This is a genomic window from Membranihabitans maritimus (assembly GCF_021729145.1).
Classification (GTDB): Bacteria; Bacteroidota; Bacteroidia; order Chitinophagales; family Saprospiraceae; genus Membranihabitans; species Membranihabitans maritimus.
In genome coordinates, this window is record NZ_JAJSLW010000005.1 from 235,330 (window position 1) to 255,557 (window position 20,228).

Below are 20,228 nucleotides of genomic sequence, written 5' to 3' on the forward strand. Positions count from 1 at the left end.
AATGACTTTTGAAAAAACAGGTATTGAAGACCTTATACTTATAAAGCCAAAAATTTTAGGAGATGACAGAGGCTATTTTTTTGAAAGTTTTAGATCAGATGTATTCAAACGAAATGGGATCCCCTCAAATTTTCTACAGGAAAATCAATCGAATTCTAAATATGGTGTAGTCCGCGGGCTACATTATCAAAAAGGAAATTCTGCCCAGGGTAAGCTGGTCAGGTCAGTTGTGGGTACGGTTTTGGATGTAGCTGTTGATATTCGTCCGGGGTCGGCAACATATGGCCACCATTACTCTGTAAAACTTGATGATATTCATCATTGGCAATTATGGGTGCCACGTGGTTTTGCACATGGTTTTGCTGTCTTATCAGAAGAAGCAGTCATCCAGTATAAATGCGATAATTTCTACGATAAAGATTCCGAAGCGGGTATAGCATGGAATGATTCAACATTGGGGATTGATTGGGGAGTACCTGAGAAAGATGTAATTTTGTCTGAAAAGGATCTGTTACATCCTGAATTCCACCAACATAATCCTGTATTTTGATGGTTAGAATTTCGGTGACAGGAGCCAATGGTCAATTGGGTAAAGAGATTCGAAATATACATAAGGATTATGCCGGAATTGAGTTTACATTTTACACCAGAACTGAATTAGATATTACAAACAAAGATTCCTTAAAAAAATTAAAAGAATCTAAATGTGATGCACTTATCAATTGTGCAGCTTACACGGCAGTTGACCTGGCAGAAGACGAAATAGATAAGGCATATGCAATTAATCTTCACGCGGTTGGTAATTTAGCTGATTATTGTAAAAATAATAATTGTACACTGATCCATGTATCTACGGATTATGTATATGGTGAATCTAATACCCCGCATAAAGAATATGGAAATATTAATCCACTGAGTATTTACGGTAAAAGTAAATGGGAGGGAGAAGAAATAATCAGGTCTACCTTATCAAATTATTATATTTTAAGAACTTCCTGGTTGTACTCTTCTTTTGGAAATAACTTTGTAAAAACAATGAGACGGTTGGCTGTAGAAAAAAATTTCCTTACCGTGGTTAATGACCAAAAAGGGTCGCCGACATATGCTCGCGATTTGGCAAAAGGGATTATGCATGTAATAGTTACGAAATTATCTAATATCACAGGTAATAAAAAAGAATATGGTACCTATAACTTCTCTAATAGAGGGGCTACTACCTGGTATGAATTTGCCAAAAAAATAATACATAAATCGGATCCGGATTTCCCCATTTACCCAGTAACTTCTGATGAATTTGTGACGAAAGCCAAAAGGCCAGAATATTCTGTATTAGATTGTTCCCGGTTTGAAAATACATTTGCTTATAAAATCCGGGAATGGGAAAAAGCCCTGGAAGAGTGCCTTGAATTACTAAATGTAGAATCAACTTAAAATAATTGGAGAAAAATACAGTATAATTTATTTATATATAGATGTTTGTGTATTTTCATTTAAACCTTTCATTTAATCTATATAGTCATAGAAAAAATTCTTTTTTCCGGATTTTTCTTCATCAAGTGAAGGTCGAATGCCATGCAAATGTTTCTCACAAACGGTCTGGCATGGTCGGGAACACGAAGAGTTTTATTTTCAATAAATACCAGCCCGTCTTTTTGCATTTCAGATAATCTTTCAATGCATTTATCCAATTCTGAAAATTGCATATGGTCATGTTTCCAGGAAGTCTCAAAGTGGCACATAATATTGAGTATATGCTGTCGGATAACCAAATCTTTATCTGATAGTTTATGTCCCCTGAAAATAGGAAGAAGGTTTTTATTTACTGCATTTGTGTACTCTTCAACCGACTTTAAATTTTGCCCAAACCCATACCATGAGTCACTAATCGCACTCATCCCCAATCCAATCATAACCTGGGTCTTGTTCGCAGTATACCCCATAAAATTTCGGTGAAGGGTTTTGCTTTTCATGGAACTATACAGGGAATCTGAATCAAGTGAGAAATGATCCATTCCTATCTCTTTATACCCCATTTCACTCAGCATTTTTTTACCTATTTCATACAGTTTTCTTTTTTCTTTTCCTCCGGGTAAATCCTCTTCATTATATCCACGTTGCCCAACATTTTTTATCCATGGAACGTGAGCATAACTATAAAAGGCAATCCTGTCAGGAAGTAATTCTTTTGTATGTTCAATGGTATTACTTATTGTTTCAGCCGTTTGATGAGGAAGCCCAAAAATTAGATCGTGAGCTATGGATTCATACCCCACCTCACGGGCCCATTCCGTAACGGTTTTTACACGTTCAAAAGGTTGTATCCTGTTAATCGTTTGTTGGACTTTTGGATCGTAATCCTGTACCCCAAAGCTCGTTCTTCTAAAACCCAGATCATACAATTCCTGTAAATGTTCCCTGGTAGTATTATTAGGGTGTCCTTCAAAACTAAATTCAAAATCTTCACAAATCTCTCCAGTTTCAAATAATCCATTAATCAGGGTTTTTAGATTACCGGGTCGGAAGAAAGTAGGAGTACCTCCACCAAGGTGGATTTCTTTAATTTTAGGAGTATCACCTAATAAATTAGAATATAATTTCCATTCCTTTAGAAGCGTAGCTATATACGGCTCTTCTACATTGTGCCTTCGGGTAATTCTTTTGTGGCAGGCACAAAAAGTACAAAGCGATTCACAAAACGGTAAATGAATATAAATACTAATACCCTGTGAATTGTTACTTTCTTGATACGACCGAAGTATAGATTCTTTCCAAATTGAATGGTTGATCGTATCCTCCTGCCAATAAGGTACTGTAGGGTAACTCGTATATCTGGGGCCGGGAATATTGTATTTGTTTATTAATTCTGAAAGCATATTTATGATATTTGGATTAGGAGTAAAAATATCCCTTCTTTTAATGAAAAAGGTATATTAACTGATAAATCAGTTCATTTTCATGAAATGTATTTATATTTCTATAGTCATTTTTCTTCTAAACTTTAAAACCATAAGGTAATTTGGTGTAGAAGAGTTCTCTCCCAAGAGCTAAGTATTATACGGCGGTAAATCCTGACATCTACATTATTGTAAAGAATTTAATACTAACATGATTTTGAGAGAAATTTAAGTTCCTGCTCTTAGTAAATAATCATGAGATCCGAATTTCTAGTGCATTCGTCAGGGAATCTAATCAGAGCACTGGGTGGATTTATAAACCATTTGTCGCGAATAAATTTACTGGTGCTTATCTGTTTTTGAGTCTATAATTATTTGGAATAAACATGATTGTTATAAAAAGAGCAGTGAATCCAAAATTACAAAATGATTCATATGAAGAGACAGTGAAATTATCACGTTCTGACCTTCCGCTTTATGAGTATTTATACGCGGGAACAAACCATCGAATATACCGTAAAGGCAGACAGTGAAAAGCCCCGAAGGGTAAGATGAATACCTGGTTCTTCAGGGCTAATTGTATTATTCCAATATCATTTCCCATTGTAAGGTTAAAAGATCAAATTTTCTTTAAATAACTTTATAGCTATCGCAAGAAGGATGATCCCAAAAACTTTTCGTAGAATTTCTGCCCCGCTGCTACCAAGTTTTCGTTCAATCAAATCAGAAAATTTAAGCACCAGGAATACCAGAATTATATTTATTACAATTCCGGCAAAAATATTTACATTATCGTATTGCGCTTTCAAGGAAAGAATGGTTGTCAATGCACCTGCACCGGCCACCAGTGGGAATGCGATTGGGACAATACTACTACTTGTGCTTTCCGGTTCTTCTTTGAAAATATGAATACCCAATATCATTTCAATTCCTAATAAGAACAATACTATGGAACCTGCCACAGCAAATGATTGGATATCAACTCCAAATAACGTTAATAATTTCTCACCTGCGAAGAGAAAAAGTATCATTATGATACATGCCACTATACTGGCTTTTCGAGACTGGATTTTAATCCCTTTTTTCCGCATGGATATTATAATGGGAATGGAGCCCAGAATGTCAATCACGGAAAACAAAACAAGACTTACAGAGATAATATCTTTTAATACCAAGTTCATAGAGTAATAAATTTTCAAAATTTCATGCAAAATTGATCACAAAAAACGGCACTTCAAAGATTATTGTTTAAAAAATTTGCAACTTTTTAAAATTTATATTGGCTATTTATGAAGGTGAATATTTTAACCAGTTTAAAAAACTGCTTATTAAACGATGGATATTATTAAATCGGTAATTCGGCTTCCAATAGATTGTAACTTTTGATTAAGGGGAGAAAGGCAATTTCCCCTATATCATCATTTCATCTTTTCCATAACCTTTAAATACAAATGAAGGTAGGAATGTAGAAGATAAATGTTTTCGAAAATAGGTACCACAAATAGTAAATCAAGAAAGGAGTTACTGTTGGGAAAGAATATCAATTACCTGACACTGCTTTCTTATATACTTCAAGAGCTCTTTCACGGGCTTCTTTATGATTTACGATGGGGGATGGGTATGTATCTTCACCCCATTCCGTGACCCATTTTTTTACATATTTTCTATCCGGATCAAATTTCTCCAGTTGTGTCGTCGGATTGAAAATTCTAAAATATGGAGCTGCATCACATCCACTACCGGCTGCCCATTGCCATCCCCCAACATTGTTTGCCAGGTCAAAATCATCTAATTTTTCTGCAAAATACCTTTCGCCCCATCTCCAATCAATTAAAAGGTGCTTAGTAAGAAAGGAGGCTGTAACCATGCGGACTCTATTGTGCATATACCCGGATTGGTTGAGTTCCCGCATTCCTGCATCAACCAATGGATATCCTGTTGTACCCGCACACCAAGCGTTGAATTCGTCCTCATTATTCCTCCATTCTATATTGTCATATTGTGGTTTAATCGCTTTATCAACAGAATCGGGATGATGAAAAAGCACCATTTGGTAAAATTCTCTCCAAATTAATTCATTAACAAACTTGGGGTTAATATCTTTTACTTTCCGGAATACTTCCCGAATGCTTATAGACCCAAACCTGAGGTGGATTGACAACCTACTCGTTCCCTGTTTTGAAGGGAAATTCCGGGTTTTATGATAATGATTTATAAGATCTGTATCGATTGTAGAAGGCGGGAAATCCAATTTTTGAAATTCAAAACCAATTGATTCCAAAGTCGGTAAATTTGAAGTTTTAATCGGAATGAATTGATTGATTTTTTCTTCAGAAGGAAAGTTTTCAAAGTTGGGATGGGATGATTTCCATAATTTCATGTAGGGAGTGTAGACCAAATAGGGAGTACCATCTGATTTTATAACTTCGTTTTCTTCAAATATTACCTGGTCTTTAGATGCCTTAAAACCAATTCCTTTTTTCTGAAGTAATTTATTTATTTCACGGTCTCTTTGGCGGGCATAAGGTTCATAGTCTTTATTATAAAAAACATTGCATATATTATATTCTTCCGTAAGACGTTGCCAAATAGTTACGGGGTGACCATGTTCGATTATGAGCCCTTTTCCCTGTGAATTTAATTCTTCTTCGATTTCCAACAATTGTTCATAGATAAAAATAACACGGCGATCATTTTTATTGGCTAATTTTTCTAAAATCTCGGTGTCAAATATAAATAGCGGAACAACTGGATATTCATCGTTCAATGCCTCGTATAATCCTGCATTGTCATGAAGTCTCAAATCTCTTCTGAACCAAAATACATTTACCGTAGGCTTTTTAGACATTTATTTTTAAAATTAAAACCAGCCTGAACCCAATTCGCGAAAAGGCCATGGAATGGAAATTAGTATGAGAATTAATGCTATAAAGTAAAAGTTAAAGGCGGAGTTAAATGGTTTAGTAGCTCTTTTAGACCTAGAATAACCTATATTAATGAGAGCTACAGCTACAACCATCATTAAGATATGTTCGACTGTAAAGAACCGTATAATGTCATTTTGCATGGTATTACTATTAAATTGTACTTTCTCACTTATAAAGTACAAAATAAGTCCAACGATAAATTGAAGGTTGGTCAGGATAAAAGTGATTAATACAGATTTGGTTTCAGAAATATCCCCAAATTTCCCCCTTTTTGAAAAGGTCTGAAAAATAGCTACTAATAAAGCAATTAATACCAACCAGCGCAATCCCGAATGAGCATGAAGTAAAATATTGTAAAAAGAGTCCATTATTTCTTTAAATTAGTTTTTTGATATGGTAAAGTTACATTAAATCTTTTCCAAAAAGAAAACAACTGATGCAAATAAACACCCTAAATCCGGACAAACTTAGACATGAAATTGAAGGTGAATTGTTTATGGACGATCTACACCAAACGATATATTCTACAGATGCATCCATCTACAAAGAAAAGCCTGTTGGTGTGGTTTTTCCAAAATCACGTGAGGATCTGCAGCGCATAGTCGTATTTGCCAAAGAGAATAACTTATCCTTAATTCCAAGAGCGGCCGGAACATCCCTTGCAGGTCAATGTGTGGGCAATGGATTGGTGGTGGATATTTCACGATATATGACTAATATTATTGAAGTAAATGTTGAAGAGCAATGGGTCAAGGTACAACCCGGCGTAATTCGGGATGAACTCAATAATTTTTTAAAACCTTACGGCTTGTTCTTTGGTCCTAATACTTCAACAGCCAACCGCTGTATGATAGGTGGAATGGTAGGGAATAATTCTTGTGGTTCTACTTCTATTGAATTTGGAAATACTCGTGATCATGTGTTGGAAATAGAAACTGTATTATCAGATGGAAGTATTGTGATATTTAAAGAAATTGATAACCAAGAGTATGAACGAAAAATAAAAGATGATTCGCTCGAAGGGCGAATATACAAGTGGTTTGACAGCAAACTGAAGAATGAAAAAGTGGCTAAATTAATAGCTGAATGTTACCCTCATCCTGAAATAAAAAGAAGAAATCAGGGGTATGCTCTTGATCGATTACTCGAGATGAAACCATATTCTACGAGTAATCAGGAAAATATTAATTTATCCAAATTTTTATGTGGGTCAGAGGGCACCCTGGCAATAACCGCTTCGGTCAAATTAAATCTGGTCCCGTTACCTTCACCTCAAGTAGCTGTTTTATGTATTCATTTTCAAAGTATAAATGAATCTATGAAGGCGACTGTAGAAGCGATGAGAAACTCTCCATCCAAATGTGAGTTAATGGACAAAACGGTTTTGGATTGTGCTAAGACGAATCCTGACCAACTAAAGAATATGTTTTTTGTACAAGGTGATCCGCAGGCCATACTAATGGTGGAATTTAGAGGTGAAGACCTAAAAGAAGCAAAGATGAGGGCTGATAAACTGAAGGAAGTTCTGCAATCTAATAATATGGGTTTTGCTTTCCCTATAATATTGGGTGAAGAAACCAACAAAATATGGGAACTCAGAGCTGCAGGTTTAGGCGTTTTATCCAATGTAAAAGGGGATGCAAAACCTATAGCTTGTATTGAAGATACCGCTGTGAGAATTAAAGATTTACCAGAATATATTGCAGAATTTGAAGAAATATGCTCCGGATTCAACCAAAAGGCAGTTTTTTATGCCCATGCAGGTGCTGGAGAATTACATTTACGGCCTATACTCAATCTCAAAACTCAAGAAGGAGTGAAAGGATTACGGGATATTAGTTTTGCCAGTGCCAAATTAGTTAAAAAATATCGGGGAGTACTTAGTGGAGAACACGGTGATGGTAGGGTAAGAGCAGAGTTCTTACCATTTATGGTTGGTGAAGAAGTATACGGTTTATGGAAAGATATAAAAAGGACCTGGGATCCAAATAACCTGTTCAATCCGGGAAAAATAGTAGATGCCCCTCCTATGGACACCAGTTTGCGTTATACAACAGTGGAACCTGACTGGGATCAGGAAACTGTTTTTGATTATTCGGATAGTGGAGGAATGATGAAAGCAATCGAAAAATGTAACGGAACCGGTGATTGTCGGAAAATTGCGGAATCGGGAGGAACAATGTGCCCGAGCTATATGGCTACGAGAAAAGAAAAAGATACGACCAGGGCACGAGCCAATGCTATGCGTGAATATATGAAAGGGAATGGTAAGGAGAAGTCATTTGAATCCCGGGAAGTAATGGAAATTCTGGATTTGTGCCTGTCTTGTAAAGGTTGTAGTTCTGAGTGCCCTTCTAATGTAGATATGACTAAATTAAAAGCGGAATACCAGTATCATTATTATAAAAGCAACCGTAGAAAATTACGAGATTATTTAATTCTCCATTTTTATTCCCTGTATAAAGTTGCCGCTATTTTGCCGGGTTTTTCCAATCTCATTATCAATACTTTTAGTTCATTAATAAAATCAATATCTGGCTTTGCCCCGGGGCGTTCATTACCTCAGGTCTCCAAAGTCTCCTGGGGTAAGTATATGCATAATTATATGAGAAGGCATGGTGATACTGTTGAAAGTGTTAAGAAGGTCACTGTTTATATGTTTATTGATGAATTTATTGATTTGAATGAAGCCTCGATTGGAATTAAAACTGTTGAATTGCTAAAGAAACTGGGATATAAGGTTGTGTTTATTCCGCATAAGGAAAGTGGGCGTGCTGCATTTTCCAAGGGGTTTCTTGAAAAGGCGAGAAGTTATGCGGAGAAAAATGTAGAAATATTTTCTTCAAAATTGGATGAGAATAATGTTTTGGTAGGCATTGAGCCCAGTGCTATTTTAGGTTTTAGAAGTGAGTATCCGAACATACTAAGGGGAGATTCTCGCCAAAAGGCAATAGACATGAAACCTTTTGTATTTACAATTGAAGAATTTTTATGGGATCAATATCAAAAGGGTAAATTTGATATTGATGTTTTCGATTCGAAAACTCGCAATATAAAGCTCCATTTACATTGCCATTATAAGTCTATTTCTGATAAAAGTATTCCTATTCAGGTACTGTCTATTCCCAGAGGAAATCATGTAGAATACATACCGTCCGGATGTTGTGGGATGGCAGGATCATTTGGTTTCGAAAAGGAACATTTTGATATCTCCAATGATATTGCTGAATTGGTTTTATTCCCATCCATTCGCGACTCAAAAGAAGAGTATATAATTGCCGCTCAGGGCGTAAGTTGCAGACACCAGATTCTTGATGGTATAAATGCACATGCCGTTCATCCGATTGAAATATTATATGATGCACTAGTATAGAAAGACTCATCATTTTTGCCGGTAAATATAAAAGTGAAAATAGTAGATAGCTGATATATCTTACCATCCTATAATTTAATATATATTAAAATAATTTCAATCTGTTGGCAGGTTGGTATAATAATTGTTTTCTATAGTTTGTTGAAATAAACGAATAATCTGTTGGAGATGTATTGTTCAAAATTTAAGTTGAACTGTAAAATTTTGACTATTAAACATTAACGTTTTTGAATCCAACATCTCATTAGGAATTCCGTTTAGAAAACGTGCATCAATAAATTAATATGAAATTATATCCAGTAATTTTATTGGTGTTGTTGACCCTTCCTTTGATGGGACAAACTGAAAAGTCATTGAAGGGAGTTGTTAAAGACGCCAGTAATGAAAAACCCCTGGAAGCAGTTTCAATATTTTGTAAGGAATGTGCAAATGGAACATACACTGATTCCCTTGGCAGGTTCGAAATTCCTATTAATAATCAGATTTCAGTTCACATAAAATTTTCATATGTAGGTTACAAAAGTAGATCTATCCTCATTAAAGAAGGTACCGATAATTTGAATCTTACGATTTCTCTCCAGGAGGAAGTGAGCACACTGAAAGAAGTGGTTGTGACCAATGATTCGGAAAAAGACCGCCTCCTGGCAGCCGATTTGGGAAGTGAACAATTAAGCGCAAATGAAATAAAAGAACTACCCTCAATACTGGGCGAGTCCGATGTATTGAAAACATTTCAATTAAAACCCGGGATATTATCAGGTAGCGAAGGAAATTCTACATTGTTTATTCGCGGTGGGAAAGGAGACCAAAATCTGGTCTTATTAGATGGAATCCCAATATATAACCCTAATCATTTACTGGGATTTCTCAGTACTTTTAACTCAAGTGTATTACAAAGTGCAAAATTATACAAGGCAGGTTTCCCATCGAATTACGGGGGAAGAATTTCATCGGTAATAGACATAAAAACACGACCGGGAAATGATAAGGGGATTCATGCCTCAGGAGGCGTCGGATTAATAAGTGCTGATCTTACGATTGAAGCCCCTCTAAAAAAAAATCACACCTCTCTTTTAATTTCAGGTCGTAGGACCCATATTGATTATCTGTCCGGTGTCATTGAAGACAATTTTGATATTGGAAATAGTTTGCAGGAAATACCGGATTACCATTTTTATGATTTCAATTTCAAACTTAAATCCCAATTGTCGGATAATGATAGGCTTGAAGTAAATGGGTATACAGGTCGCGACGATTTCAAAACTTTATATGAAGTGCATGATATTGACGTCGATTGGGGAAATTCTCTTGGGTCCCTCATTTGGAATCATAAGTTTACGGACCGACTCTTTCTAAATACTACTGTCTCCTATTCAGAGTTTAGTCATAATCTCAATAATAGAATAGATGAATTTGATTTTGTCTTAGGGTCTAAAATACTAAACACAGGCAGTAAAATGGACCTTACCTATCAGCCCCGGCATAATCAGTTAGTAAAGGTAGGGGTGAATTATTCCATGTACAAATTTGATATAGGCAGACTGCAAGTTGATAACCAGGGAGGAGAAGTTGAATTTTCTTCCGGGGAAAAACCTCAGGTGCAAGAATTAGCTGCTTACATAGCCAATGACTATGAGATCAAAGATCGTTTTCACATAGTCTCAGGTGTACGTTTTAGTGGTTTTATAAATAAAACCAATCGTTTCTTTAGTATTGAACCGAGGATAGGAGCATCATTTGTAGTTAATACGAATTTTTCAATAAAAAGTGCCTATACCAGAATGACGCAATATATTCACCAGGTATCAAATAGTGGATTGTCACTTCCAACAGATATCTGGTATCCATCAAACGAAAATATAGCCCCTCAGTACAGTGATCAAATTTCAGTTGGCTGGAATTATCAACTTAATGACCAATTTTTATTGACCCATGAATTATATTACAAAAGTCTTGAAAACCAGATTGAGTTTAAGAATCATTCTATCATCTTTGCCAGTAATCAATTGGATGATAAATTCACCTTTGGAAGGGGAGATGCATTTGGAACCGAATTATATTTAGAGAAAAGAAGCGGGAAACTTACCGGTTGGATTGGATATACACTGGCTAAAGTTCAAAGGGGTAAGTTTGATGGTATATCGGGTGGAAATTACTTTCCTCCGAGGCATGATAGAAGACATGATTTGAGTATTGTAGCCTCCTTTGCATTTAATAAAAAATGGTCATTGTCTTCAACTTTTGTTTTCGGGAGTGGTGATAAAACCTGGTTGCCGACAGGACGTTTTCATTTTCAGGATATGCCGGGAAAAAATTCAACACCCGTTGTCCCCGTCTACGAAGACCGTAATTCCGTTTCACTTCCGGACTACCACCGACTGGACGCATCAATTGTCAGGAAATTTTTTACAGAATGGGGAGACCATGAAATAATCGTTGGTGTTTACAATGCCTATAACCGTAAGAACCCTTATTTTTTGTACCTGGACACCCAATATCATATTGATGAAAATGGAAAAGAAAATAAAGAATTACCAGTAAACTCAAGCATCAAACAAGTTTCCCTATTTCCTATTTTACCAAGCTTTCGTTGGAATTTCAAATTTTGAATTATGAGATTTATTTTCAGGATTATTTTTATTCCTATTTGTTTTTTTGGTATTTCTTGTGAACCTGGTGATGGCGCTTTAATAGATCTTCCGGAGTTGAAAACAAAATATGTTGTTGAGTCGTATTTAATGCCTGGTGAATCTCCAAGATTCCTGATCACCCATACAGATGGTTTTATAAAAGACTATGATATTAATTCTCAGGATAATGATATATCAACTGAAATGGTAGAGGGGGTAGTGGGGGCGCTTTATATAAATGGAGAGTCGCATGAAGTGGTAAATAAACATCTCGAATATGAAGGGAAGTTTTACAACTATCAGGTATCGGGAGTTGATTCTCTTGGCCAAAATGATGTTCTGGAATTGGAACTTACATTTCCTACCGGGGAAAAAGTTTATTCCAAAAGCAGAGTACCGGAACTAATCGAAATTGACAGTATAGCATTCAATAAATCAGAAAACAGGTATGGTGATGTATTGTATATTACTTTTGATAAACCGGAAACCCAATATGTTCGGAGAATACTTTTACGTGTGCGGGGGAAATATACCCAGTTGATTCAGGATCTTCCCGTATCCGGCTCCCTTTCGAATAATGGAAAAATGGTTTTTGGTTCCGAGATGGACTTTCGAAGGGGGGATACCGTAATCAGCAGAATATATAGTATAAATAAAGAATATTATGACTATTATAATAGTATTTTTATGAACCTCCAATCCAATACAAACCCCTTTGTCCAACCCGGTCAAATTTCAGGAAATATTGTAGGTTCAGATAAAGTAGTAGGTATATTTACGGCAATGCAAATGGCGGATAGTTTGGTGGTTGTTAAGTAAAGGAAAACAAATATCTTTTCTTTACACATTTTAAAGATACCAAAGGAAAAGAAGATCCTAAGAAAAAAGGGAATCCTTCCTAAGCCAGGAAATCCTTGTTACAATTTTTTCTTCCCCTCGCAATTCCTGTGAGAGACCTGTAATTTTTATCTTGTTTTTTACATGAATAGATCCCATAGATGTTTCAGTCGACATCTTAGCGATACGCCTTTCATCTCTTTGATATCAATTTCGCGTTGCTCAGAGTTTTTAATACTAATTATTCTCTACCATTTCCTGTTGTATTGAAACCCGGAAGTATTATCAATCAAGTTGTAATCCTTACCCTTTAGTAATAAGCATTGGATTCCCTAATGGATTGAAAAGTAACTATATACTTGTGTATATAATAATTTAATTCTATATTTGTAGAATTAAATCTATAGTTATAGAAATGAAACTATCTAAATCTGAGGAGCAATTAATGGAATACATCTGGCAGGCTGAACAGATATTTATGAAAGACTTGATTGAAGCTTACCCAGAGCCCAGGCCTGCACCAAGTACTATTGCCACCATGTTGAAAAGAATGCAGGAGAAAGGGTATGTAGGTTATAAACTATTTGGGAATTCAAGACAGTATCATCCACTCGTAGATAAGAAAGATTATTTCAGAAATCATGTAAAGGGGCTTATTCGTAATTTTTTTAATAATTCTTCTGTACAATTTGCCTCCTTTTTTACAAAAAATACAGATCTGACAGAAGAGGAGTTAAATGATCTAAAAGATTTAATCGATCAACAGTTAATGAATAAAAAAAATGATAGTTTATATAAGTAAATATATACTGTGTTCCCTTATACTGATCGTATTTTACTTTCTGGTCCTGGAGAGGGAGAAAACATTTATTTTCAATCGATATTTTTTATTGTTCTCTATTGTCTTTTCACTCGTATTGCCATTACTGCCCGTACATCATATTAATAGTTCTCACCTTCCAGAATCCATACCCCTTATTTATAAAAGTTTAGAAACTTCATTTTCTGGAGTAGATAATCCAATTAATCAATCCGGAAAACACTCAATGCGGATGGGACTGGTCATAATTTACCTTGTTGTTGCAGGATTTTTGATAATAAGGTTTACTATGAATCTACACCAGATTTTTTACCTAATTAATAAATCACGAATCATAAAATATAAGCAAGTGCATTTAGTCCTTGTATCGGATCAACAGTTAGTTTATAGTTTTATGAATTATATTTTCCTACCGGAAAAAGATTATAAGAATGGAGATATCAACAAACAAGTCATACACCACGAAATGGCTCATATCAGTCAAAAACATACCTGGGATGTGGTTGCATTGGAATTTCTAATTTGCTTTTTATGGTTTAATCCGTTGCTATTATTGTATCGAAAGGCTCTAACTACAAATCATGAATATTTGGCGGATGATAGTGTGGTGCGCATTACCGGTGATCAATATTCGTATCAGTATCTTTTGATACAAAAAGCGTCAGCTGTCAGGTCAAATCTTGTGCATTCATTTAATTATTTACGAATAAAAAAACGATTAAAAATGATTACTAAAAACAGTTCTACTTGGATGGGAATGCTAAATAATACTTTATCCATTCCTTTATTTTTGCTACTTTTTATGCTTTTTTGTTACACGCCTAAGGCTTTGTATTCAGAGTCTTTGTCTTATTTCCCGGATGAAATAAAATATGTATTCTTAGTCGATGGAAATGAACAAGATGACCTCGTGACACAATTCAATTCCATTATCAAGAAATATGAAGAACCCGGTGATTGGTGGCGGAAAGTTTTACATAATAATATCAGCAAGGAAGATGAAAAGAGCCTGCTGGAATTATTCCTCCAAATGAATGAAGAGCAAAAGGATCAAATCCATTTTGGATTTTTAAAGATTTCGGTACCCCACGCAAAGATTCCTTCTATAAAGCAATTTGAAGAGTGGAAAAACACTGATAAATATGGTATTTGGTTAAATGGAAATTGGATTCCCAATGACCGGTTAAACAACTATAAAGCTAAAGACATACAATACTATACCGTAAGTTATTTGCATAATAATGCGAGGCATGGAATTAATGAACACAAGGAATATCAGGTTGATCTGAGTACAAAATCTGAATTTGAAAAGCAGCGAAATAAATTTGAAAATAAACCAAAATATCTTTTAGCAGCTAAAACCATAAAGAACCAATAATCTATAATAGGATGTTGATTTTTGATAATAATTTTTTCTTTGGAAATAAAATATTTTTTATTCAAAAGGCTTGTAAACACCGGTGTCGTCAAAGTCGACATCGGTGTTTCTGAATAGAATGGGTGCCTCTTGAAGTTACTGCCTCTCGTTTTGTTTTTTTCACATAAAGGGTTTAAAATGAGCAACTATATTATCAATCGTTGTCATTGAATGTAATTGAGTTAGCCTATCTGAACGTAAAATACTGTTCGGATCCAGTTTTTAAAATGATTTTTGACCAATCTATATCAATCAAATTTATTCTATTTAAAAATGGTCTAAATAAATAAACATTCTATCTTTGCTAGAAATTTGGAATATTTATGAGATTGATAATTTTTACAATTTTAGCTAGTATTTGCATCTTTAATTCGATATTGGCACAATCGGGTTCCATAACCGGTATTGTCAAAGATGAAAATAATAACCACTTAATGGCAGCTACTGTCCTGGTATTGGAAAATAATATTGGGACTACTACGGATGAAAATGGTAAATATTCAATTAATAGTATTGATGAGGGCACATATACCCTACGCGTTTCCTACCTGGGATATGAACCTGTTGAAGTAACAGTTGATATAATTTCTGGCAAGGAAACACAGCAGGATATTGCCCTTGAATCAGCGGATAATACCCTACAGGCTGTTGAAATTATTGGTAGGAGAGCAAGAACATACAAAAACGCTGTATCTTTTGCAGGAACCAAGACAGCAACCCTTATTAAAGATATTCCCCAAGCCATAAGCTATGTAACAAAAGAAATTTTTGCAGATCAACAAGCCTATCGGATTGGTGACATAGTTAAGAATATCAGCGGTGTTAATATGTTTTCCGGGTATGATGATTTTACATTTAGGGGGTTTAGAAGTGGAAGTTCAGATAGTAAAATGATAAATGGCCTGCGAACAGTAGGTATTTTTGGGCCCCAACCCATCCTAACCAATATGGAAAGAGTGGAAGTTATAAAAGGACCTGCGTCCGCTTTATTCGCAAATACACAACCTGGAGGAACAATGAATTATGTAACGAAAAAGCCTTTGGATGAAAGTAGAAAAGCAATTAGTTTTACCGTGGGAAGTTTTAATACATTGAGAGCAACAGCTGATTTTACCGGAAGGATGAATGAAGACGGCAGCTTATTATATAGAGTTAACCTTGGTTATGAAGACGGTGATTCCCACAGAGATTTACAAAAAAATAAAACTTTTATGATCGCACCGTCTGTTTCATTTATTCCCACAAAAAATACCCGTATTAATTTTGATCTGGTAATATCACAGTATAAAGGCAAACTGGATCGTGGCCAACCAATATTCGGAGCGACTTCTGGAACAGACCTAACAAGCACACCTCCTTCATTTGCGATAGGAGAAGCCAACGATTACCATACGAATAATGTTCAATATTTTACTTTATCCTTAAATCATCAATTTTCTTCCAGGCTGTCTTTTAATTCATCTTACATGCGGTTTACATGGGATGAAGATTTGTTTGAACACAGGACTTCTAATAGTTTTGCGCTTGATAGTGCCGGGACACAAATTCCTACTTTAATGGGTATGCAGGTAATAAACAGGGTTAGAAAGCAGGTAAGTGATAATTTAACGAATTATTTGGTATATAAGGTCCAGACAGGTAAAATCAGTCATCAATGGGTGGCAGGTCTTGACTACATCCAGCAAACACAGCCTATCGGAGGAGGGCAATCCATTGCCCGGGGATACAGGAAAAAGGATGGTAATATTACTACCACTTATAATCCATCTGACGCTGATAATTATGTTTTTGAAAATGGATTACCCGTTCCAAATATACCCCATTTCAGTTTGGAGAATCCACAGTATAACGTTAGTTATCCCCATGAGTATATTTTTAATGTAAAGCAAAGTTATTCTCCTACAAAATACTATACATTCGGTGCTTATCTCCAGGGACAATTATCTATTGACAGATTTAAAGTCTTATTGGCATTGCGCCAGGAGTTCTACAGGGATGTTTTAAACTTCAAACAACCATCTGAAGACAAAGTAAAGCAGGAGAAACTTTTGCCCAGATTGGGACTTGTGTATGATATTACTGAAAATATTAATGTATATGCTACATATACGGAAAGTTTCCAACCTCAAACATCATCCATATTATTAAATCCTGAACTCGGTGGTCCGTTTGACCCATTATCTGCACGTATGTGGGAAGTGGGTTCCAAAAATGAACTTATTCAGGATCGATTATCGCTTAATGTGGCGCTTTATCGCATAGAACAAAATAATATCCTGGTCAATGCCAATGACCCATCGAATCCTGACCTTCTGCAACAACGGGGACAGGAAGTATCCAAAGGGATTGAAATAGATGTGATGGGGAATATACTTTCCAATCTAAGCGTAACGGCTAATTATTCTTATAATGATACGCGTATAACTGAGAGTGATAATGAAGAAGAAATAGGCAGGATCAAAGAAAATGCTCCTTTCCATCAGGGAGGGTTTTGGACAAAATATACGATGAATAGTGGGCTATTAAAAGGATTAGGGATTGGAATAGGATCTAATTTTGTAACCAATAGGGTTACTTTTGATACTTATACATTAGGCTTGAAATTACCGGGGTATGTAGTAGCTGATGCTGCTGTATACTACAAAGTGGATCGATTTAATATTTCGGTTAATTTCAATAATATTTTTGATAAAACACATTGGACCGGGGGATATAGCTATACACGGTTATTCCCGGGTGCACCTAGAAACTATCTTTTGAATGTAGCGTATACCTTTTAATGTATGGTTAATAGGAAAAACAGGTTTATATCTAAAAGGGTACTCTTTAAAATCCACAGTTGGATAGGAATTAATTTGAGTATCCTTTTTTTTATAGTTTGCTTTTCAGGTACATTGGCAACATTGAGTCATGAAATGGATTGGTTGTTCATTCCATCTATGCGAGTAACACCAGAAGAAACCATGGCGTCTAAAAACCTTATTGTTTCAAACCTGGGCGTCCAATATCCCCATGGAAAGATACTATACTGGGAAAAAGTAGAAGAACCCTATTTAAGTAATATCATCCATGTAGATTTTGACGGTCATAGAAGATATGTTTTTGCCAATCAATATACTGGTGACATCCAGGGTATTTCTAATTTGACTTTTCAAAGATATTTTAGGGATTTGCATTACTATCTTTTTATTCCAATAAATCAAATAGGAAATTATATTGTACTCGTGTTCGGGTTTTTATTACTCATTTCTTTGATCACTGCGTTGTATTTTTACAAAGGATGGTATAAAAAATTCTTTACTCTTTCTAGAGGAAAAGGGGCTATGGTTTTTTTTCGAAGTTTACATAGGTTCATCGGTATTTGGTCAGCACCTTTGATATTAGTTTTTTCGATAACTGGAATATGGTATTTTATAGAAAGGGCCAATATCGCAGATGTATCTTCATTGATTAATACCAAAATCCCTTCTATTGGTGAATTTGATTCAGCAAGATTTGCGTCTGATGAATTCTTGTATTCAATTGATTATGACAAAGCGGTAAGGATTGCGAAAAATGAAATTCCAGGGTTGGAGATCGGGGAGATTATTCCCCCAATCAATTCTACGAGCCCATTATATATAAATGGAAATTCACATGTTCCGCTTGTCCGCTCAAGAGCCAATCGAGTCTATTTGAATCCATATGATTATAGCATCGTTCGTATTCAAAAGGCCGAAAATGAAAATATTGTATCATGGATCAATGATATTGCAGACCCCATCCATTTTGGTTATTGGGGTGGAATAATTACCAAACTAATTTGGTTTGTTTTCGGTAGTACCATTTCAGGGCTCATTTTGACAGGTATATGGATATCGTTAAAGCGAAACCTTAAAAAAAACCAGAAAGGATTTGGTCTTTGGAAGGTATTTAATTGGCTTGGATATTTGGCTATTATGGGTTTTATGTATTATTTGTTGACCTCTCGTTATCGGGTTTCTTTTGATGTATTGTTGCTTGTTTTTGGTATTTGGGGGATTCTCCTGGTTTTGACGTATTATATTTTTGTTATCCGTTTGAAAAAAGCAGCTATAGGTACAAGATAAATACGGAGAGTATTGCTTGAAAATAACTGCTATAAGTGTCTTAGTAGCGAGAGTAACTATAAATGTTAATATTCAAAAATATCGTATGGCTAAATAATGAATAGAAAATTCTGTTACCAAAGTGGCGTAGAATCTCTAGTATTTGAGCGTAAGGAAGTTCTGTAAATCCCTTCTTGATACGACCCCTAAAAAAGACCCGTTCCCAAACACTGGAAGGGTGTGATACGTTTGCGTGTTGAATATGTAGAATAATTGTTTAATGGGTAATTCGGGGGACACAGGTTCAAAGTTATTGGTCATATACCTTCGAATAGGTGTAAATATATCTCCATCTTTACGGGCTTGATTAATTACTTCTTGGTTAAGAATCCCTATTATTTTGTTGTTTTCATCCTGTACAAGATATGCATCGTGTCCCGATTCATCTTCCTTTTTAAAAACGTCTTGCATTAAATCATCCTCGGTTAAAATATGTACATTATTGGTCAAAATATCTGCTACTCTTCCCGATCGCAACCGTTCTTCGATGGCTACGCTACGGTATTCCGAACGAGCAGCAAAAAACACAAAGACCCCGATGAAAATAAGTCCCAGATGATTGGTGTAGATGCCGTAAACCAAGAAACCACCGGCCAGGATTCTTCCCACCCAGGACGCGATTAAAGTCCCTTTTTCGCGCCCTTTGAAAAGGGCAATAGTAGCGCGTAAAATTCTACCGCCGTCCATTGGGAAGGCCGGTATAAGATTAAATACCAATAAAAGTAGATTTAACATTAATAATAAGATCGGGAAATTACTGTAATATTCAAAATAGGTAAGTTCTGAAGTTCCCTGAGGTAAAAACCCATGGCCAGAGAAGTACAATGCCGCTGCAATAATAATAGCAATTACCAAATTTACAGCAGGTCCGGCAATGGCAACTACCATTTCTTGCCAGGGATTTTCCGGCAATCTTTCCAGACGTGCAAGGCCACCAATGGGAGTTATTAAAATATCCTGAGTTTTTACACCGTAGTTTCTTGCTGACAATGCATGTCCGAATTCATGTAACACCACACAAAAGAATATTAGCAATGTGAAAATCGCAGAATTAATAATGGCTAAATTAGACATTCCCATATTTTGTCCGGTGTATACTACGTATAGTAACAACAGGACAAAACTCCAGTGAACTTTTACCGGAATCCCAAAATATTGTCCTAAATAGAGTGATCCTGCTTTAAACATCTGTGTGGCTGATTT

14 protein-coding genes are annotated in these 20,228 nt (G+C 35.5%); 9 read left to right on the plus strand and 5 right to left on the minus strand.

Annotation, left to right across the window (positions count from 1 at the left end):
• Nucleotide 1: 1 nt before the first annotated feature.
• Both rfbC and rfbD read left to right on the plus strand, forming a co-directional pair.
• Complete coding sequence (gene rfbC, locus LVD47_RS07900) at nt 2-550, plus strand: dTDP-4-dehydrorhamnose 3,5-epimerase (RefSeq protein ID WP_236975095.1); 549 nt, start codon at nt 2-4, stop codon at nt 548-550.
• A complete protein-coding gene (gene rfbD / locus LVD47_RS07905; RefSeq protein WP_236975096.1) occupies nt 550-1,431 on the plus strand; it encodes a dTDP-4-dehydrorhamnose reductase in 882 nt (293 codons plus the stop codon). The genes rfbC and rfbD overlap by 1 nt, the downstream gene beginning before the upstream one ends.
• Nucleotides 1,432-1,508: 77 nt before the next feature.
• Here rfbD and hemN read toward each other — a convergent pair whose 3' ends face one another.
• The 4 genes from hemN to LVD47_RS07925 all read right to left on the minus strand — a co-directional run bounded on the left by hemN (nt 1,509) and on the right by LVD47_RS07925 (nt 6,189).
• Nucleotides 1,509-2,873: an oxygen-independent coproporphyrinogen III oxidase gene (gene hemN / locus LVD47_RS07910; RefSeq protein WP_236975097.1), complete on the minus strand. Its 1,365-nt coding sequence runs from the start codon at nt 2,871-2,873 to the stop codon at nt 1,509-1,511.
• A 632-nt stretch (nt 2,874-3,505) separates the two neighbouring features.
• The gene (locus LVD47_RS07915; RefSeq protein ID WP_236975098.1) at nt 3,506-4,075 is read right to left on the minus strand and encodes a MarC family protein; all 570 of its coding nucleotides are present in this window, start codon (nt 4,073-4,075) and stop codon (nt 3,506-3,508) included.
• Between the two features lie 359 nt (nt 4,076-4,434).
• The gene (locus LVD47_RS07920) at nt 4,435-5,742 is read right to left on the minus strand and encodes a cryptochrome/photolyase family protein (protein WP_236975100.1); all 1,308 of its coding nucleotides are present in this window, start codon (nt 5,740-5,742) and stop codon (nt 4,435-4,437) included.
• Nucleotides 5,743-5,754: 12 nt separating this feature from the next.
• A complete protein-coding gene (locus tag LVD47_RS07925; RefSeq protein ID WP_236975102.1) occupies nt 5,755-6,189 on the minus strand; it encodes a cytochrome B in 435 nt (144 codons plus the stop codon).
• Nucleotides 6,190-6,257: 68 nt separating this feature from the next.
• On the opposite strand from LVD47_RS07925, the gene LVD47_RS07930 reads away from it, so the two are divergent.
• The 7 genes from LVD47_RS07930 (at nt 6,258) to LVD47_RS07960 (ending at nt 18,986) form a co-directional block, all read left to right on the plus strand.
• Nucleotides 6,258-9,194, plus strand: coding sequence for an FAD-binding and (Fe-S)-binding domain-containing protein (locus LVD47_RS07930; RefSeq protein WP_236975104.1), 2,937 nt, complete (start codon nt 6,258-6,260; stop codon nt 9,192-9,194).
• Between the two features lie 284 nt (nt 9,195-9,478).
• Complete coding sequence (locus tag LVD47_RS07935) at nt 9,479-11,803, plus strand: TonB-dependent receptor (protein WP_236975106.1); 2,325 nt, start codon at nt 9,479-9,481, stop codon at nt 11,801-11,803.
• A gap of 3 nt (nt 11,804-11,806) precedes the next feature.
• A complete protein-coding gene (locus tag LVD47_RS07940; protein ID WP_236975107.1) occupies nt 11,807-12,643 on the plus strand; it encodes a DUF4249 family protein in 837 nt (278 codons plus the stop codon).
• 433 nt (nt 12,644-13,076) lie between these two features.
• Nucleotides 13,077-13,463, plus strand: coding sequence for a BlaI/MecI/CopY family transcriptional regulator (locus LVD47_RS07945; protein ID WP_236975108.1), 387 nt, complete (start codon nt 13,077-13,079; stop codon nt 13,461-13,463).
• On the plus strand, nt 13,444-14,859 hold the full coding sequence (locus tag LVD47_RS07950; RefSeq protein WP_236975109.1) for a M56 family metallopeptidase: 1,416 nt from the start codon (nt 13,444-13,446) through the stop codon (nt 14,857-14,859). The genes LVD47_RS07945 and LVD47_RS07950 overlap by 20 nt, the downstream gene beginning before the upstream one ends.
• 362 nt (nt 14,860-15,221) lie before the next feature.
• Complete coding sequence (locus tag LVD47_RS07955) at nt 15,222-17,678, plus strand: TonB-dependent receptor (protein ID WP_236975110.1); 2,457 nt, start codon at nt 15,222-15,224, stop codon at nt 17,676-17,678.
• A 3-nt stretch (nt 17,679-17,681) separates the two neighbouring features.
• Nucleotides 17,682-18,986 (plus strand): PepSY-associated TM helix domain-containing protein, encoded by a 1,305-nt coding sequence (locus LVD47_RS07960; protein ID WP_236975111.1) that lies wholly within the window; start codon nt 17,682-17,684, stop codon nt 18,984-18,986.
• A gap of 135 nt (nt 18,987-19,121) precedes the next feature.
• Here LVD47_RS07960 and LVD47_RS07965 read toward each other — a convergent pair whose 3' ends face one another.
• The gene (locus tag LVD47_RS07965) at nt 19,122-20,213 is read right to left on the minus strand and encodes a site-2 protease family protein (protein WP_236975112.1); all 1,092 of its coding nucleotides are present in this window, start codon (nt 20,211-20,213) and stop codon (nt 19,122-19,124) included.
• Between the last annotated feature and the right edge of the window lie 15 nt (nt 20,214-20,228).

Excerpts from the sequence above, each read along its gene's own strand:
- rfbC (WP_236975095.1), top strand. The coding sequence starts at position 2 with ATGACTTTTGAAAAAACAGGTATTGAAGACCTTATACTTATAAAGCCA.
- rfbD (WP_236975096.1), top strand. The coding sequence starts at position 550 with ATGGTTAGAATTTCGGTGACAGGAGCCAATGGTCAATTGGGTAAAGAG.
- hemN (WP_236975097.1), bottom strand. The coding sequence starts at position 2,873 with ATGCTTTCAGAATTAATAAACAAATACAATATTCCCGGCCCCAGATAT.
- LVD47_RS07915 (WP_236975098.1), bottom strand. The coding sequence starts at position 4,075 with ATGAACTTGGTATTAAAAGATATTATCTCTGTAAGTCTTGTTTTGTTT.
- LVD47_RS07920 (WP_236975100.1), bottom strand. The coding sequence starts at position 5,742 with ATGTCTAAAAAGCCTACGGTAAATGTATTTTGGTTCAGAAGAGATTTG.
- LVD47_RS07925 (WP_236975102.1), bottom strand. The coding sequence starts at position 6,189 with ATGGACTCTTTTTACAATATTTTACTTCATGCTCATTCGGGATTGCGC.
- LVD47_RS07930 (WP_236975104.1), top strand. The coding sequence starts at position 6,258 with ATGCAAATAAACACCCTAAATCCGGACAAACTTAGACATGAAATTGAA.
- LVD47_RS07935 (WP_236975106.1), top strand. The coding sequence starts at position 9,479 with ATGAAATTATATCCAGTAATTTTATTGGTGTTGTTGACCCTTCCTTTG.
- LVD47_RS07940 (WP_236975107.1), top strand. The coding sequence starts at position 11,807 with ATGAGATTTATTTTCAGGATTATTTTTATTCCTATTTGTTTTTTTGGT.
- LVD47_RS07945 (WP_236975108.1), top strand. The coding sequence starts at position 13,077 with ATGAAACTATCTAAATCTGAGGAGCAATTAATGGAATACATCTGGCAG.
- LVD47_RS07950 (WP_236975109.1), top strand. The coding sequence starts at position 13,444 with ATGATAGTTTATATAAGTAAATATATACTGTGTTCCCTTATACTGATC.
- LVD47_RS07955 (WP_236975110.1), top strand. The coding sequence starts at position 15,222 with ATGAGATTGATAATTTTTACAATTTTAGCTAGTATTTGCATCTTTAAT.
- LVD47_RS07960 (WP_236975111.1), top strand. The coding sequence starts at position 17,682 with ATGGTTAATAGGAAAAACAGGTTTATATCTAAAAGGGTACTCTTTAAA.
- LVD47_RS07965 (WP_236975112.1), bottom strand. The coding sequence starts at position 20,213 with ATGTTTAAAGCAGGATCACTCTATTTAGGACAATATTTTGGGATTCCG.